The 15,163-nt window shown below is 66.8% G+C and carries 17 protein-coding genes; 12 read left to right on the top strand and 5 right to left on the bottom strand.

The window, feature by feature from the left end:
• The first annotated feature begins 83 nt into the window (after positions 1 to 83).
• The 4 genes from QSK31_RS30115 (at position 84) to QSK31_RS30100 (ending at position 2,394) form a co-directional block, all read left to right on the top strand.
• Positions 84 to 422, top strand: coding sequence for a hypothetical protein (locus tag QSK31_RS30115; protein ID WP_285687880.1), 339 nt, complete (start codon positions 84 to 86; stop codon positions 420 to 422).
• Between the two features lie 184 nt (positions 423 to 606).
• Positions 607 to 924, top strand: coding sequence for a winged helix-turn-helix transcriptional regulator (locus QSK31_RS30110; protein ID WP_352244513.1), 318 nt, complete (start codon positions 607 to 609; stop codon positions 922 to 924).
• A gap of 12 nt (positions 925 to 936) precedes the next feature.
• Positions 937 to 1,599, top strand: a complete 663-nt coding sequence (locus tag QSK31_RS30105; protein WP_285687878.1) for a prepilin peptidase — start codon at positions 937 to 939, stop codon at positions 1,597 to 1,599.
• A 78-nt stretch (positions 1,600 to 1,677) separates the two neighbouring features.
• Entirely contained in the window at positions 1,678 to 2,394 is a 717-nt protein-coding gene (locus QSK31_RS30100; RefSeq protein WP_352244510.1) for an HAD family hydrolase, read from the top strand.
• Between the two features lie 16 nt (positions 2,395 to 2,410).
• Here QSK31_RS30100 and QSK31_RS30095 read toward each other — a convergent pair whose 3' ends face one another.
• The 5 genes from QSK31_RS30095 to QSK31_RS30075 form a co-directional block, all read right to left on the bottom strand.
• Positions 2,411 to 3,742 (bottom strand): NsdA family TPR-like regulatory protein, encoded by a 1,332-nt coding sequence (locus QSK31_RS30095; protein ID WP_285687876.1) that lies wholly within the window; start codon positions 3,740 to 3,742, stop codon positions 2,411 to 2,413.
• A gap of 11 nt (positions 3,743 to 3,753) precedes the next feature.
• Entirely contained in the window at positions 3,754 to 4,668 is a 915-nt protein-coding gene (ribD, locus tag QSK31_RS30090) for a bifunctional diaminohydroxyphosphoribosylaminopyrimidine deaminase/5-amino-6-(5-phosphoribosylamino)uracil reductase RibD (protein WP_285687875.1), read from the bottom strand.
• Positions 4,668 to 5,855, bottom strand: a complete 1,188-nt coding sequence (locus tag QSK31_RS30085; RefSeq protein WP_285687874.1) for an NsdA family TPR-like regulatory protein — start codon at positions 5,853 to 5,855, stop codon at positions 4,668 to 4,670. The genes ribD and QSK31_RS30085 overlap by 1 nt, the downstream gene beginning before the upstream one ends.
• A 278-nt stretch (positions 5,856 to 6,133) precedes the next feature.
• The gene (locus tag QSK31_RS30080; protein WP_285687873.1) at positions 6,134 to 6,334 is read right to left on the bottom strand and encodes a DUF397 domain-containing protein; all 201 of its coding nucleotides are present in this window, start codon (positions 6,332 to 6,334) and stop codon (positions 6,134 to 6,136) included.
• Positions 6,331 to 7,212 (bottom strand): helix-turn-helix domain-containing protein, encoded by an 882-nt coding sequence (locus QSK31_RS30075; protein ID WP_285687872.1) that lies wholly within the window; start codon positions 7,210 to 7,212, stop codon positions 6,331 to 6,333. The genes QSK31_RS30080 and QSK31_RS30075 overlap by 4 nt, the downstream gene beginning before the upstream one ends.
• An 824-nt stretch (positions 7,213 to 8,036) precedes the next feature.
• Here QSK31_RS30075 and QSK31_RS30070 point away from each other — a divergent pair.
• The 8 genes from QSK31_RS30070 (at position 8,037) to QSK31_RS30035 (ending at position 15,101) form a co-directional block, all read left to right on the top strand.
• Positions 8,037 to 8,327 carry a hypothetical protein gene (locus tag QSK31_RS30070; protein WP_285687871.1) on the top strand — a complete coding sequence of 97 codons (291 nt, stop codon included), beginning with the start codon at positions 8,037 to 8,039 and terminating at the stop codon, positions 8,325 to 8,327.
• A gap of 168 nt (positions 8,328 to 8,495) precedes the next feature.
• Positions 8,496 to 9,926: an APC family permease gene (locus tag QSK31_RS30065; RefSeq protein ID WP_285687870.1), complete on the top strand. Its 1,431-nt coding sequence runs from the start codon at positions 8,496 to 8,498 to the stop codon at positions 9,924 to 9,926.
• Between the two features lie 3 nt (positions 9,927 to 9,929).
• The gene (locus tag QSK31_RS30060) at positions 9,930 to 10,943 is read left to right on the top strand and encodes an acetamidase/formamidase family protein (protein ID WP_285687869.1); all 1,014 of its coding nucleotides are present in this window, start codon (positions 9,930 to 9,932) and stop codon (positions 10,941 to 10,943) included.
• A 32-nt stretch (positions 10,944 to 10,975) separates the two neighbouring features.
• Complete coding sequence (locus QSK31_RS30055) at positions 10,976 to 11,722, top strand: GOLPH3/VPS74 family protein (protein ID WP_285687868.1); 747 nt, start codon at positions 10,976 to 10,978, stop codon at positions 11,720 to 11,722.
• Between the two features lie 83 nt (positions 11,723 to 11,805).
• Positions 11,806 to 12,684, top strand: a complete 879-nt coding sequence (locus QSK31_RS30050) for a hypothetical protein (RefSeq protein WP_285687867.1) — start codon at positions 11,806 to 11,808, stop codon at positions 12,682 to 12,684.
• A gap of 262 nt (positions 12,685 to 12,946) precedes the next feature.
• Positions 12,947 to 13,816, top strand: a complete 870-nt coding sequence (locus QSK31_RS30045; protein WP_285687866.1) for an SAM-dependent methyltransferase — start codon at positions 12,947 to 12,949, stop codon at positions 13,814 to 13,816.
• Positions 13,813 to 14,769 carry a hypothetical protein gene (locus QSK31_RS30040; protein ID WP_285687865.1) on the top strand — a complete coding sequence of 319 codons (957 nt, stop codon included), beginning with the start codon at positions 13,813 to 13,815 and terminating at the stop codon, positions 14,767 to 14,769. Before QSK31_RS30045 ends, QSK31_RS30040 begins: the two co-directional genes overlap by 4 nt.
• Positions 14,766 to 15,101: a hypothetical protein gene (locus QSK31_RS30035; RefSeq protein WP_285687864.1), complete on the top strand. Its 336-nt coding sequence runs from the start codon at positions 14,766 to 14,768 to the stop codon at positions 15,099 to 15,101. The genes QSK31_RS30040 and QSK31_RS30035 overlap by 4 nt, the downstream gene beginning before the upstream one ends.
• Positions 15,102 to 15,163 lie beyond the last annotated feature (62 nt).

Here is a 15,163-nt window from a genome sequence, read left to right as displayed (position 1 = left end):
TGTCGCCTACCCGACAGATCAGGCGCTGTCGATGACAGTTACGCTTCCCGGAAAATTGTGGTCGCGAGAAGGGTGGAACCGCGATGGGCGACCACGATCGCACGGACGAAACGCTGATCTTGCTGGCTCGACATGGTGCGTACGAGGTGCTGTCAGCCATGCACCACTACGGCGGCTCCGCAAGCTTCGCCCAAATCTCAGCCGAATCGCCGCGACCCACCGCGCTGCTGCGTGCGATGGCGGCCGAGGGCTTCCTGATCAGTCCCAGCGGGGGCACCCTCGACGCCGACCCGCACGACGAGACATGCTTCCGCCTCACTGCCAAGGGAGAGGCGATCTTCTGCCACCTCCGACGACTGCGGGAGTGGATTGCCTCGCGCGCTACGTCGGCTACGAGGCCGATCGACCCGTTGAGCACCTGAATAGATTGAAAGGCGCGACTTAGGACAGTTGCGCGATAAAGATCAGGAAAGTCACCGCCTCCGGCGCCGAAGTCCATCGTGGAGTATTGCTACTTCGATCAAATTCGGCTGGCCGAACAGTTGTGCTAGCTCATAGACTGTGATCGCGGACGCTGCGCACTCGATTCGGGGGAGGTGAGCTGCGCTGACGAACGATCTGCAACACCTCCTGGACCTCCTGACCTACCGAAAGCTAAACGTTGCCATCCTGACAGTCCTCAAGGATGGTCCCTTGCGGTACACCCAGCTCCACCATGCGGTGTCGCACAACAGCACGGGTGTCGTCCACAACAAAACCCTGACCGACACGCTGACTTACCTCCGCGAACAGGACCTTGTCCAGCATCACCAGGACGAAGACAGTGCTGACTACCGACTCACCGCCGGTGGCGCAAAGTTGGTCGACCTCCTCGCCGAGATCGAGCGGTGGAGCCGGCAATACCGCACCAGCGGCAGCCCGTAAACCGGCGCCACCGTGAACGGCCTCACCGCGATCGGCCTCGGCCTCGCCGGTGCGCTTGCTGGTGTTCCGGTTGCCGCCCTGGCATATAGCGCGTCCGGCGCTGGTCCGGTCAGGATGCCTCAGCGATGGTGGGCCGGCGGCCCAGCTCGGCCCGCGCGGGTGATGGCGACGGCCGGTGCTACCGGCGCCGCAGGCGCGATCATCGGGGCGGCGGTGCCGCCGACATTCGCCCTCCCGGCCTTCTGGGTCTTCGCGGTTCTCGGGGTCGGGTTGGCAATCATTGACGCTCGATGCCGGCGGCTGCCGCATCGGCTCACCGGCGCATTGTGGGCCTCATCGGGCCTGTGCTTTGTGGTCGTGGCAGCAACCGGCGGCGGTGCGCAGCCGGTCATACGGGCTGCTGGCGCGGGATTCGCGACCGCTGCGGTTCTCCTCCTTGTCGCATTGGCATTGCCGGGCCAGCTCGGCCTCGGCGATGTCATGTTTGCTGGCGCGGTCACCTTCACTCTCGGTTGGCTGAGCTGGCAAGCGGCGGTCATCGGCATCCTTGCCGGGCTGCTCACGCAAGGCGTCGTCGTCCTAGCGGTCAAGGTCTTCGGGCGAGACCAAGCCGCGTCGCCAATGGGGCCGGCCCTGCTCACTGGTTGGCTGCTCGCCATCGCGCTCACCGCGTAGTGCGACCACCGCTTATGACCGCCCTGACCCGGCGAAGGCCGCCCGAGATCATCATGAATCCTGTGCGACGATGGGCCGGTGGAGCATCGAGATGCTGGCCTTGTGGTTTGGGACGTGGACGGGACACTGATGCCGGCGGATCTTCGCTGGTTACGCCGTTCTATCGCCCGAACATACGGGATCGATGAGGCGGCCGTGACCTTCCCGGAGAAGAAGGTGCACGGCTATACCGATGAGTCCATCGTGATCGACACCGCGATCACCTCTGGCATCGCTGCGTCCGATGCCGAAGCCGGCGTCGCACGCTTCCACCAGGTCTTGGCCGAGGTCATGGAGGCCGGCCGCGACGAGCTTGCTCACGTCCAGCCGCCGTATCCCGGCGTCGCAGATAGTATCGCCGAGTTGCACCGGCAAGGCTTCGTGCAGACGGTTCTCACCGGGAACTTGCGAGTGGCGGCCGAGATCAAGATCCAATCGCTAGATCTTGGGGGCGAGCTCGACCTGGAGATCGGGGGATACGGTTCCGACGAACGCGACCGGTTCCGTCTTCCCGGGGTCGTCGCCCGCCGTTACCAAAGCAAATACGGAGCGGACCTGATCCCACGCCGGACCGTGGTGGTCGGAGATGCCCCAAACGACATCGCGTGCGCGAGAAGCGCAGGTTTCCGGGCTGTGGTGGTCGCGCATCGGGCAAGCCGGGAAGAGCTATCGAGCTTTGGTCCGGACGCTGTCTTGGACTCGCTCGAGCCCGGCCTGGTCGTCGCAACCATCACTTCCCTCGTCCAGCAGGAGTGACCTTTCGCCCTCTTCCTCAGGCCGCAGCCATCCTCTCGTCCAGCTCCTGGACGGCGCGTTCGGCGTTCCATGGGCTCATTCCTTCCCGGGCACGCCAAGCGCGGGAGATGCCGCGGAGGTTGCCGATCCGCTTGAGCTGTTCGTATGCGTTGCCGAGAGTAGTGCAGGCCATGTCGAGGTGACCGGTAAGTGCGTAGGCGCTGGCGAGGTCGACGTGGGCGGCAAGCGCCACGTTCTTGTTCTCCGGGTCTTGGTCCAGGACCGTCGATGCTCGCTCAAGGTGCACGATGGCGTCTGTTGGCTCTTTAAGCAGGATGCGGCAGGTGCCTTCGTACACGTCCAGGCGCGAGGGGTTCCAGTCACTGAAGAGGCCGGTGCGGTTGGACGACGTGATACCGGCTGCGGCCTGTCGTGCTCGGTCCAGGGCCGCGTCGGTTTCGGCCCGCATGTTCAGCGCCGCGTAGGTCTGGGCCTGCTCCGCAGCGATCCTGGCTTGTGCGGGCCAGCTCAGGTGGTCGGCTGCTGCGGCGGCCTCGTCCAGTAGCCGCAGCCCGGTCATGATGTTGCCGTCGGCGTGAATCATTGTGGAGGCTCCGGAGTGGAGGTTGCTCTCGAAGATCCGTGCGGTTGCGCCGAGCCGGATGTTGCCTAGCCGCTCGACGAGGGTGCGTGCGTAGGCGCAATGGGCGAGAGCCATGGATCGGTTTCCTTGCGCGCTCCACAGCCGGCTCGCGACGATGGACGCTTCACCGAGCATCGCGCCGATGTCGGCGCCCGCCGGATCCCCTTCCGCTTTTCGGAACAAGGTCAGTAGGCAGTCACGGTGCGCCTCGACGAGACTCAACAGCGCTGCGGGGGCAACCGCTTGCCGCTGCTGGGCAAGCATGCTCGTGACTACGGAGAAGCTGTTCCAGTCGTCGTACTCCCCGCCATCAAGACGAGTGATCTCACCGGTGAGCACCTCGGGAATCCGCGGATCGCCCCTGCGCGCCTCGCCGACTGGACTCAAGTTCATGCTGCCCGAGACCGGGACTTCTTCGTCGGCCCTGCTTCGCCGTTCCCGGTGGAAGCCAATTTCGGCATCGTCGCGGACACGTAGGACGGCTCGGATGGCTGACCGGCGGCGGTCGTCGCGAGGCCAGCGATGCTTACCGGCCTCCAGCTTTACGACGTAGTCGTAGTCGATATCGGCGTCGAGAACTCCGTCGGCATGTAGGCGGGCATTGACGGCCGTGACGAACTCGGACCGTGACATGCATTTGCCAGGCCGCAGCGGCGAGGGCAGGCGGCGCCGAGCGTCCTGAAGCAGAAGGTTCGGCGTGACGGCTGTATCCGGATGACGAGGCATGATCATTTCCCTCAAATACCGTCGCCGGAATCGGACGGACTATGGGGCGCGTCGGGTCGAGCGATGATGCGAATGGCATCCGATGTGGTGGTGACTGTCTCGGCACGGAAACCGAATATTGGAAGCTTTTTGATTTGGTCGGCTGCGACGATATCCGAGTTGGTGCGCGGGACGTCGATCAAGGCTTGATCGATCGCTTCCCGTGCGACAAGTTCCCGTGCGAACTCTGTATCGCCGACGATGAGCGCCGTTCGCGTGCCGCCGTCGAAGAGTTGGTTTAGGGAAGCGATCGGGTCTGTGAACTCAATCCTGGTTGGGTGGTGCAATCTGCCCTTTCCGTGTCCGCCGGGAATGCCTTCAAGGATCTGCCCGTCTGGATAGATCACGATGTCGGCCTGTTGCCGTAGGTCTCGTACGGCTGGCAGGTTAGCCGTGTCGGCGGTGCGCGCGAGTGCGGAGGCGAACCAAACCACCCATGGTCGTCGTCGTCTGGTGGCGGTGAGCCAGGGGCCGAGCACTGCTTCCGCTTCGTTGGCGAGAACGCCGACTTCGACGTCCACGCCGGCGGCCTTCAAAACTGCGGCGCCTCCCTCGCCACGCGAGGTTGGGTCGATGATCGCAACGAGGACACGTGACACGTTGGCATCGAGGAGAAGTTGCCGGCAGGCCGGGGTGACGCCGAGGTGGTTGCAGGGTTCCAGTGTGACGACCGCTGTCCCTCCATCGGCCCGTGAACCGGCGGATGCCAGGGCGTTCGCCTCGGCGTGGGGTTCACCTTTGCGTCTGTGGAAGCCGGCGCCGACCTGGTCACCATGGTGATCGAGGATCACGCAGCCAACAGGCGGGTTGGGGCTCGTGGTACCGAGGCCGAGCGCGGACAGGGCTATCGCCTGCCGCATCGCCCGGATCTCGTTCGCCGTAGGCATCAGCTCGCGACCTCGTCCAGCTCGTGCAATAGCCCGGCAACCGCTTCCAGATTGCGGTGTGGGTAGAGCGCAGCCCCGACCGCAGCGAGACGGCGGACGATCCGCTGGGAGCCGGCTCGTCGGGCCATCGGTAACGCCGTGCGAGCGGTGGCAGCGGCCTCTTCGGGCTGGTCGGCGGCGGCGTGGGCAGTTGCCTTGCCTGCCAGGGCTGCGGCCCTGTCGCGGCGATAGACCGGTGCGAGGGCCGGCAACGCCTGCTCGTAGTGCCTGATGGCGCGCTGAGGAGAGCGTAGGAGCACCAGGCATTGAGCGCGGTGAGCTTCGATGTAGCCACTCGTACAGAACGAGCCGTGCCCGCCCCGCGCGTCGCCATCGCTGTCGTCGGCGGCCAATCCCAGCGCCTCATCGAGAAGCCGCTGGGCGGCATCCTCGTTTCGGCGCATGGCGAAGCCGATAGCCTCTTGAACCCTGATAGCCGCACGCATGGAACCGGGCAGTTGGTCTTCGTCGCGTCGTGCGGCTTGCGCCAGTCCGATGGCCTGGGCTGCACGCCCGCTCGCCGACAATTGTTGGCTGCGCCGGTAAGCCGTCCACGACACCATCGTGTGGTCGCCGGCAGCATAAGCCCACTCCATGGCCTGGCTGGTCCAGAGCTGTGCCTGCTCCAGCTCATCGGCGTCTTCGTGGAGCCACGCCGCAGACTCGGCGTACTGGGCTGCGAGGCGGACGGTGGGGACGCGGAACTCGTCGACGTCGGCGTTCATCAGCTCTTGAAGCACGGCGAGCTGGGCCTCGACACCGGTCAGGGCGTGGCGCGGGCCGAAGAGGTTGTCAGCTCGGACGAGGATGTGCCACTGCTGCTGAAGGTGCGCCAGCATTTCGGCGGCCTCGTCCGGCGCGACCACGAGCATTCGCGGTCCGCCTTCCGACCCACCGGAGCCGACGACACTCCGCTCGTCAGGGTCTGGGGTCGTTGATGCCCGCTGTCGGCGGGTGGGATAGAACCCGAGTTCGGCGTCGGTCTCGACTTCGAGGACCGCACGGAACCCCTGCCGGTAGTCCTTATTCGGCCAGCGATGTTTACCGTTCTCAAGCTTGCCGACATAGCTCGCGTCCAGGCTGGTCCGCCGGTGGAAGGTAGTCCACAGGTAGGCGTTGACGGCCTCCGCCAACTCCTGGCGCGACATCGGGTCTCCTGAACCGGACGGCGAGGGCACACGGCTGCGCGCCCTGGTCAGCCTCGTATTGCGCGCCACCGAGTGACCGTCATGCGCCATGTGCTTCCCCCTTTCCCGGCGCTGTTGCGGGTACATGCCCGACGGTTGCCAAGATCACCGCGCCGTCGGATGCGCCGGTACGCCCCAGCATGGCAGCGGGGTCACCGGCTCTCAAGCGACTGTCCCCGTGGCGGACGACGGCGCGCCGGGCAACGCGACGGCGTCCGCCACGATGTTGGGAGCTTCGGCTAGGCGTCGAACTCGCCATCTCGGACGCCACCGGTGAACGCAGCCCACTCACCCGGCGTGAACTCGAGAACCGCGCCGTTGCGCTTCTTCGAGTGACGGACACCGACGGTTCCGTCGTCGGCGAACGCCACTTCGACGCAGTTGTCCCCACCGCCGCTGCGACGGGACTTGCGCCAGTTGGTGAACTTGTCGGGGTTCATCGATGACTCCCTGTGTATTGGGGCAGTTCCTCGGCCACGGTGGCGAGGAAGTTGAGGCTGTCGGCGGGGGTAAGTGCGGCTTGCTGAATGCGCCGGAACAGGTCGATGTAGGGGTTGACATGGACCGGTTCCGTTAGGACGTCGTCTGAGAGGAGAGTGTCCACGGCGACGACGACCGGGTCGCCAGGGTCCGGGTATCGATACGTGAAGAACGATGACCGGGGCACGATGTGCCCGGGGACCGACGAGGACAGCGGCAGGATTCGGATCGTGATCTTCTTGCGCTGGCGTCCGAGCTGTACAAGGTGGTCGAGTTGGGCTCGGACGACCTCGGGCGGGGCCGCATGGCGACGCACGGCCAGCTCGTCGATGATGACCTCGTAGCTGGGTCCGCCGGCTCGTTCGAGGACGCGCTGGCGCATCGCGCGAGCCTCCAGGGCGCGGCTGGGGTCGAAGTGCTCGGGGTACGCGCCGCGGTCAGCCCGTGCTCGGACTTCGGTAAACGCAGGGGTTTGCAGCAGGCCGGGCAGCAGGGTCATTTGATACTCGACGATGGAGCGGGCACCGGCTTCGAGGTCGGCGATCAACGCCTGCCGTGGACCCATTTCCTCGCGGTACTTCTCCCACCAGCCACGTCCCTGCGCGTCGCGGGCGATGGTCATGATCAGTTCCCATCGGCGCTCGCCGACCTTGAACACGTCGAGGATCCGGATGATGTCGTCTAGGTCTGGGCTGAGGTGCCCGTTCTGGAGCTGACTAATGCGCTGCCGAGGTATGCCGACCGTGGTCGCTAGGCGCTGGGTGGAATAGCCGTGCTCCTCCCGGAGCTTGATCAGTTCACTCGCGAGGCGGTGGCGGCGCACGTGCGGGCTGATCATCAAGGAACCTCCGGCACGGAGAGATTGGCGATGCATCGCGACTGTCCGACCGTCCTGGACTGTCCGGTGCGGCCAGAGCGTAACCCCGATTTTCGGCGGCAAGCGCATACCGGTCCTCGATTGACGCGACGAAAGCGCAGGTCAGAGGCACGTCTCCGGCTAACTCCCCTGCTAAGTCTCCTAGTAAGTCGGTCTTCCGCCCATGTGGACTGTCGGTGATCGTAGGCACACGACACGCGACGCATCAATCTCGCGGTTCACCAATCACATGACAGTCGGACCACTGGCGAACATGATCCGACCGTGCCAAGGAGGGCGTGATGACGGCCTACGGGACACCGACACCGACCGTACGCCCCGCCCAGCACGCGATGCCCGGTGAGCAGCCCGTTTCAGTCGGACCTGTCAATCCGGTGGCACCTCGGGCCAGCGATGTTGTCGCTGGTCTGCGGACGTCGCCGAGGTTCGCGCTAGCCGTAGGCGTCTACCAGGCGCACCAACGGGACAGTGCCGGCCGATGCCGGTCTTGTGGAAGCAAGACCTGCCGATCACGGCGTTATGCCGCCACTATCATCGCGGCGGCCGGCGTGAATCTCGCCGACGTTGACACGGCACGTTGTGCCATTCGGTTGCGACGCCATCAGCGGGCCTTCCCCGTTCGGGGAGGTTCACCCCAGCGAGTGAAGATCGCCCGAGTCCAGTCACGACTGTCCCGACGCCTCTGCGGACCACACTGCCGGCCCGCGATGGTGACCCGTGGTCTACGTAGGTCAGCCGAGACCGTCGCACTCGTACAGGCACGTCGCACTCGGCGGGATGGCTCGATGGACCAGCACCCGCTGTGCGGTCGGCTGTTCTGCCGATGCGGGCAGCGCTTCATTCCGGGCTGCTCCGCCTTGTCCGGCCGCGAGTACGTGAGCGTGTGCGGTTGTCGGCTTTGGCCGATCGATGCGGCGGCCATCGAGCAGCGGGTGTATGCGCACGCAACCTGCGGCGCTCCGCCGTCCGGGTCACGGCGGCTGACCCTGAGCATGGCGGCGGTTCTCAGCCGTTTCGACGGTCGGATTGAGGTCGGCGGAACGCTCGACGACATCCGGATCATGCCCCGCACCTGAAGCTGCGCCCGCCGTCGTTGCCAAAGGCGCGGCGGCGGGTCGCGTGGTCCGCTCCTGCCGCAGCGTTCGGCTACGAGGCACCTAGCGGAGACGCGACCGACCTTCGCCCATGTCGGCCACATGGACTTCACCACCCCCTCAATGAAGCCAACGGCGGAAGGACCTCCGGTGTCGTATCCGGTCAACGAGTTGCAACAGTTCGGCTATCAGCAAGAGCTACGACGGGTGCTGCGGTTCCGCGACCTGCTCGCGTACGGGCTGATCTTCATGGTGCCGATTGCACCAATGGCCATCTACGGCGCCGTCTTCTCCGCCTCCGGCGGCATGGTCGTGATGGCGTACGCCATCGGCATGGTCGCGCTGGTCTTCACGGCGTTCTCGTACTCGCGGATGGTCAACGCGTTCCCGCTGTCCGGGTCGGTCTACAACTACGTCGGCCGAGGCATCGGCGCCCCGTTCGGGTTCGTGGCCGGGTGGGCGATCATGCTCGACTACATCCTCGTCCCGTCGCTGCTGTACCTGGTGGCCTCGGTCGCGATACACGCCAGCGTCGCCACCGTGCCGATCCTGTCGGCGGTCCCGGTGTGGGCGTGGCTGGTCGCGTTCGTGCTGGCCAACACGATCATCAACACCTTGGGCATCAAGATGACCGCCCGGTTCACCTGGTTCATGCTGCTCGGCGAGCTGGCAGTGCTGGGGATCTTCATCGGCGTCGGGGTCTGGGCCGTGCTGTCGGGCAAGGGCCACTGGACGTGGGAGCCGCTCTACAACCCGCATACCTTCACGCTGTCGATCGTGCTCGCGGCGACCGCCGTCGCGGTGCTCAGCTTCTTGGGCTTCGACGGCATCTCCATGCTCGCCGAGGAAAGCCGCGGCGGCGGCAAGCTCGTCGGCCGAGCCATGGCCGGAGCGCTGCTGCTGGCCGGTGTGCTGTTCATCGCGCAGACCTGGTTGGCGGCCATCCTGACCCCAGACCCGCAAGCCCTGATCGCCAACGGCGACCCGGGCGGTACCGCCTTTTACGACGCAGCCCAGGTCGCTGGCGGCCACTGGCTGGCCACACTCTGCGCGGTCGCCACCGCCATCGCGTGGGGCCTGCCGGACTCGATGGTCGCCCAGGTCGCGATCTCCCGGCTGCTGTACGCGATGGCACGCGACAAGCAGCTCCCGAGCTTCCTGGCGAAGGTGTCCCGCAAACACAACGTTCCCCGCAACGCAATCATGCTCGTCGCCGCCGTGAGCCTGGCGCTGGGCCTGTACATGAACAGCCGCGCCGATGGAATCAGCCTGCTCTCCAGCCTGATCAACTTCGGGGCGCTGACCGCGTTCCTGCTGCTGCACCTGTCCGTGATCGTCTACTACATGTTCCGCCGCCGGAGCCGGAACCTGTTCGCGCACCTGGTGATGCCGGCCATCGGCGCGACCATCCTCGGCTTCGTCATCTGGAACGCCAACGTCGCCGCGCAGAAACTCGGCTTCGTCTGGATCGGCCTCGGCATCCTGGTGCTCATCATCATGTACGCCGCCGGCCGACGACCGAGGCTGTCCGGCATGGAACCGGCGCAGCCGCACCTGACCCCGGTCCACGAGGCGGTCTGACCGATGAGCGACATCTATGTGCCGAAGCCGGCCGAGCTGGGCTACACGTTCGGCGGCCGGGAACCGGTCCGGGACCTCGGCCCGGGTGAGGTGCGCACCGTTTACACGGAGGACTGCTTCGGCGGTGCCGTCAAGACGATCGACGACCTGCCCACGCGGGTGTGCCAGATGCCGTACCTCAACCCGGTCACTGGCCCGTTCTACATCGACGGCGCCGAGCCCGGCGACACCCTCGCCGTGCACTTCCTCGACATCACCCCGGCCCGAGACTGGGGCGTGTCGAGCACCTTCCCGCACTTCGGGGCGCTCACCTCGACCCACACCACTGCGACGTTGCAGCCGCCGCTGGACGAGCAGGTGTGGATGTACCCGATCGATGCCGCCGCTGGCACAGTCCGATTCCAGGCCCGCGAGAGCGATCACACGGTGGACCTGCCATTGGAGCCGATGCACGGCACCGTCGGCGTCGCCCCCGCCGGATGGCAGGCCATCTCCACGATCACCTGCGATGTGCACGGCGGGAACCTCGACACCCCGGAGCTGCGGGCCGGCACCACGCTGTATCTGCCGGTGTTCGTGCACGGAGCCATGCTGGCGCTCGGCGACGGACACGCCCGCCAGGGCCAGGGCGAGGTCTCCGGCGTCGCGGTCGAGACGGCGATGCACACCACCATCACCGTCGAAGTCATCAAAGGGGCGTCCACGCCGACGCCGCGCCTGGAGACCAGCGACGGGCTGTTGTCGATCGGCTGTGCCCGGCCCCTCGAAGACGCGTTCCGGATCAGCCAACACGACCTGGTCCAATGGGTCAGCGAGCTGACCGGCCTGGCCACCCTCGATGCGTACCAGCTCGTGGCGCAGGCCGGGACGGCGCCGGTGGGCAACGTGTGCGACCCGAACTACACGATGCTCGCCCGCATGCCCAAAGCCCTCCTTCGCGGGGCCGCCGCGTACGAGGGCGCCCACGAGCGGCTGCGCGCTACACCCCGGCCGGTGTCCGAGGTCGGCGTCCGATGACCACCTACGCGACCGCTGGCGAGGCTCGCCCCGTGCATCAGACCCGACTCAACCCGGCAGCGGTGCTGCCGCTGCACGCCGAGTTGTACCTGCTGGCCCACGACGACGACAGCGGCAAACCACTGATCAACGAACAGTCGCTCGCGATCGGGTTGGCCGGGGCGTTGCTGCTGGAGCTGTGGTTCGCCGGCCACGTCTACATCGGCTCGGCCTTCGACTACAAGCAGCGGCAGTGGCGGCCGGAGTCTGGCCGGCTGGCAGTGGCCCGGCCCGGCCCGACCGGTAGCCCACTGAGGGACTCCGCCCTCGCCGCTGTGGAGCGCACCGTGCGCATCCAGACCAGCGGAGACCAGGTCCGGGCCTGGCTGCGCGGATTTGCGGCGAGTGACCTCTGCGAGCGGGTCCAGGCCAACATGATCACGGTTGGTCTGCTGCGCCGGACGCAGGTTCGTCGGTACGGCGGATTGGTCAAGACCGAGACGCATCTCCCGGTGCACGAAGGCTACGCCGTACGCGCTCGCGCCCACGTGCGAGACGCTGTCGCCTACTACGAACGACAGGGCCGGCACCAAGCTGCACCCGACAATCAAACCGTGGCGTTGTGCGGCCTGACGGCCGCGCTGGAGTTGGCCGAGTTCATCTACGACGGCAGCAGGTCCACCCGCGAGCTGAGCGAGTGGCTGCGTTACGTTGTCGACGAGCACGACGAGGCGACGATCCGTGCCGTGGTCACGGCGGTCGACGCCGGTCGCGGTGACCTCGCCGTGGCGGCGATGTGATGACCCACTCCCACGGCTCCGGGCAGCCATCGCCGCCGGCTCATGACGACGCCGCGCGGCCACGACGACATCGCCTCTGGCAGGTGCTGATCGTGTCCGCCGTCGTCTTCGCTGCGGCAGCTCCGGCACTGGCCACCGTCGGCGGCAGAGCTGACCACGGAAACCGGGCCACGCCGTCTCAGGCTGTGGTGGCGGGCACGACGCCCGTCTCAGTGCCGGAATCCACGTACGACGCCCTGATCCGGCTGGCCGACACGATCATCGCCGCTCCCGCCGACTCGGCCACCGGGTACGCCTACCACCGTCAGCGGCGCTGGATCCTCGACACCACGGGCACGCCCGCGCCAACCGGGATGCGGGAGAACACCCCGGCGGTGTTCGCCCTCGATATCCGTCGCTGGGAAGCCGCAGATGGCTCCGGCCTGGGGATCGATGTCGAGAACCCGCCGGACTACAGGCTCAAGGGCGCGAACCCCAACTACCGGACTACGGACGACGAGTTCGCACACGGACACGTCAAGCGCACCAACTACTCCGCAGGCAACGCCCGCAGCCCCATCTCTGGCCCGATCTCCACCGAGCCAGCCGCGTTGGCCCGGCAGCTCGCCGTCGCCGATCCGATGCCAGACGGACCGCAGGCGACCGTCCGAGCGGTTGACGAGCTCTACAGGTCGCACTACGTGAACCTGCCCGCGCGGCAAGCCGTCCTGCGAGTCCTGGCCGACCTGGGCGGCCTCACCTACCGCATCGGGGCAACCGACCGGCTCGGCCGAGCCGGTGTCGCGGTGAGCCTCGCCAGCCGCGGCGTGCAATACACACTCCTGTTCGATCCCACCGATGGCCGGCTGCTGGCCTCCGAACAACGCTCGACCGGCGCCCACGAGTACCTGCCTGTGCCTCATGGCCTGGTCCGCTACTACACCCTGTTCATCGAACAAGCCCGGCGTCCGGGACTGGACTGAGGACCGTCGTGGCAGCCCGCCGAACCCGCCCCCGCCACACCTCGCTGCTCGCCGTATCGGCTCGGCCGGCGAGCGGCCGACGCCGCCCGATCTCCGCGACAGGCTCAATACGCCTGCGGTCGGGGCGGCGGACAAGGGGGTGTGCCGCTGTCTCAGCCCCCCGTACTGCGGCGGCACACCCCCGATTAGCGCCTGCTTTCCCCGATCGCCCACGCGCTCACCGGGGCGCGCCAGCAACCCGACCCTTGGACCGGACTCCCTGATGACGACGACACCGCCCGGCATTCCCGCCGATGACGCCACCGCGCCAGCCGACAAGATTGACGTCACCGTTCCGCATCCAGCGCGACGCTATGACTACTGGCTCGGCGGCAAGGACAACTTCGCAGCCGATCGGGAATCCGGTGACCGGATCGCGGAGGCGTACCCCGACATCGTCACCTCCGTACGGGAAAACCGCCGATACATGCATCGGGTCGTCAGGTATTTGGCCGCCGAGGCGGGCATCACCCAATTCCTCGACGTTGGCACTGGCATCCCGACCGAGCCGAATGTGCACCAGATCGCGCAGGGCATCACGCCAGCCGCCCGGGTGGTCTATGTCGACAACGACCCGCTCGTGATGGTTCATAACCGAGCGCTGATGATCGGCACGCCGGAAGGCGTCACCGGGTACGTCGAGGGCGACCTGCGCGACCCCGGGAGGATCCTGGCCAACAGCACCGTGCACGACACCTTCGATTTTGGCAAGCCGATCGCTGTCCTGCTCATCGCCGTGCTCCACTTCCTCGACGACGATCAGCAGGCGTACAGCATCATGTCGGAGCTGGTCGACCGGCTACCGCCCGGCAGCTACGTGGCCATCTCGCAAGCCACCTACGACCCGCTACCGGAGGAGACGCTCGAGCGGCTGCGTGTCCTCGCCGAACGCGGTAAGGACGGGCCATTCCGCCCCCGAACCCGCAACGAGTTCGAGAAGTTCTTCAACGGGTTGAGCCTGGTGGACCCAGGTGTGTGTTCGCTCGTGGACTGGCGTCCCGACCTCATCCCAAGCCCACAAGCCGGCGCAGAGGCCGTCGCCGCCTACGGCGCAGTCGCCCGGATCGACACCGGGCAGAGGACCGGATCATGACCCGGGTCGGTACGGCGCTGTTCAACTGCATGGGCGGTTGCTTGCGCTCTGATGGCGGGTACGACTTCCGCCGGCTTCAGCGGGCCGCCGCCGACCTCGACGCGGCTCCTGCGTTGTGGTTGATCAATGAAGCGAAGTTGTGGCGGGCAAACGCCAACGTCGGGCTGCATGGCGCGGCGGAGGCCCTGTCCGACGAACTCGGCGTGCCCTACGTTGGGGTCCTCGGCACGTGTCCTCGCGGCCCGATCCCGCCAGCGATCGTGTACGACCCGACCGTGCTCGTGCTGCGGACATGGTGGAACCCGGACGATCCTTACGGGTACGCGGACAAGCTTAACGTGGCCCGGTTCGCGGTCCGCGACAGCGCGCCGGACGGCGATAGCCGCGCCGAGTTCCTCACCTGGGTCGACCATTGGCATCCGGACTCCGGAACGATCCGCCGGCAGGAAGCGGCGCGGCTGTCCCGATACGGCCGCGACACCCGCCTCCCGGTCATCGGTGGCGGCGACCTCAACGCCAACGCGTCGGGACCGCACCTGCCGCAGCGAGACTGGACCGTCGCCAGCTCCCAGCGACGCAGCGCCGAGGCCCGTCGCTTGCCCGACGGAACATGGGTCGCGGACACCGAGGCGGTGGACCACCTCCTCGGCTACTGGGACGGCGACAGGCGGGTTGCCGGATGCGGCTACCACGCCATCGCAGAACTCGCCTGGCAGACAGGCTCAGCAACCGCGTTACTGCCCACGGTCAACAACAACATCGACTCCGGTGGCGCCATCATCAAGGACTGGCTGGTCGCCAACCCCGCGATGGTCCCGTACGTCGACCCGCATAGCTACCGAGTCCACATCCCGTCCGGCGACCCGGCCAACTGGCCATCCGATCACCGGCTCGTCACCGCCGCGTTCGACCTGGCCGAGACCTGCCCACCACTGGGGGGCGAGCCGCGATGACGATCAACCTGACGCTGTTGCGCCCCTGCCTAGAGCTGATCGTCGACCCGGCCTGGTGGTACAACCGGCTGGTCGAGCACTACGCCGAAGCGTTCTGGCTCGCCGGCGGTGGCGATCTGATAATCCGCACCATTGAGACAGTCTGCCTCGACTGCGACGTCACGCCGCTCAGCGAGAGTCTGAGCCGCAAGCTGGCTGCGGTGTACCCGTCCCCACACGACCAGTACCGGCTCACCGTCAGCCTCGGCGTGTCGGCACTGTGGTACCACGGCTCCGGCCGTCGACTACTGGACGCGTTGAGCGCGCTGACCGCGAACGGCGGTGCCAGGTGAGCCAGCCGACTCTCGCACGAACCGCAGGCCGAGGCCGTGTAGGTGCCGGCGCGCGGTGCCGT

Source organism: Actinoplanes sp. NBRC 103695 (genome assembly GCF_030269485.1).
Classification (GTDB): Bacteria; Actinomycetota; Actinomycetes; order Mycobacteriales; family Micromonosporaceae; genus Actinoplanes.
The sequence above is the reverse complement of the archived record's forward strand: the minus strand, read 5'-3'. Positions and strand labels throughout refer to the sequence as shown.

Bases quoted from the DNA above. Each gene is read 5' to 3' on its own strand.
- QSK31_RS30115 (WP_285687880.1), top strand. From the start codon at position 84: ATGGGCGACCACGATCGCACGGACGAAACGCTGATCTTGCTGGCTCGA.
- QSK31_RS30095 (WP_285687876.1), bottom strand. From the start codon at position 3,742: ATGCCTCGTCATCCGGATACAGCCGTCACGCCGAACCTTCTGCTTCAG.
- ribD (WP_285687875.1), bottom strand. From the start codon at position 4,668: ATGCCTACGGCGAACGAGATCCGGGCGATGCGGCAGGCGATAGCCCTG.
- QSK31_RS30085 (WP_285687874.1), bottom strand. From the start codon at position 5,855: ATGTCGCGCCAGGAGTTGGCGGAGGCCGTCAACGCCTACCTGTGGACT.
- QSK31_RS30080 (WP_285687873.1), bottom strand. From the start codon at position 6,334: ATGAACCCCGACAAGTTCACCAACTGGCGCAAGTCCCGTCGCAGCGGC.
- QSK31_RS30075 (WP_285687872.1), bottom strand. From the start codon at position 7,212: ATGATCAGCCCGCACGTGCGCCGCCACCGCCTCGCGAGTGAACTGATC.
- QSK31_RS30070 (WP_285687871.1), top strand. From the start codon at position 8,037: ATGGACCAGCACCCGCTGTGCGGTCGGCTGTTCTGCCGATGCGGGCAG.
- QSK31_RS30060 (WP_285687869.1), top strand. From the start codon at position 9,930: ATGAGCGACATCTATGTGCCGAAGCCGGCCGAGCTGGGCTACACGTTC.
- QSK31_RS30045 (WP_285687866.1), top strand. From the start codon at position 12,947: ATGACGACGACACCGCCCGGCATTCCCGCCGATGACGCCACCGCGCCA.
- QSK31_RS30040 (WP_285687865.1), top strand. From the start codon at position 13,813: ATGACCCGGGTCGGTACGGCGCTGTTCAACTGCATGGGCGGTTGCTTG.
- QSK31_RS30035 (WP_285687864.1), top strand. From the start codon at position 14,766: ATGACGATCAACCTGACGCTGTTGCGCCCCTGCCTAGAGCTGATCGTC.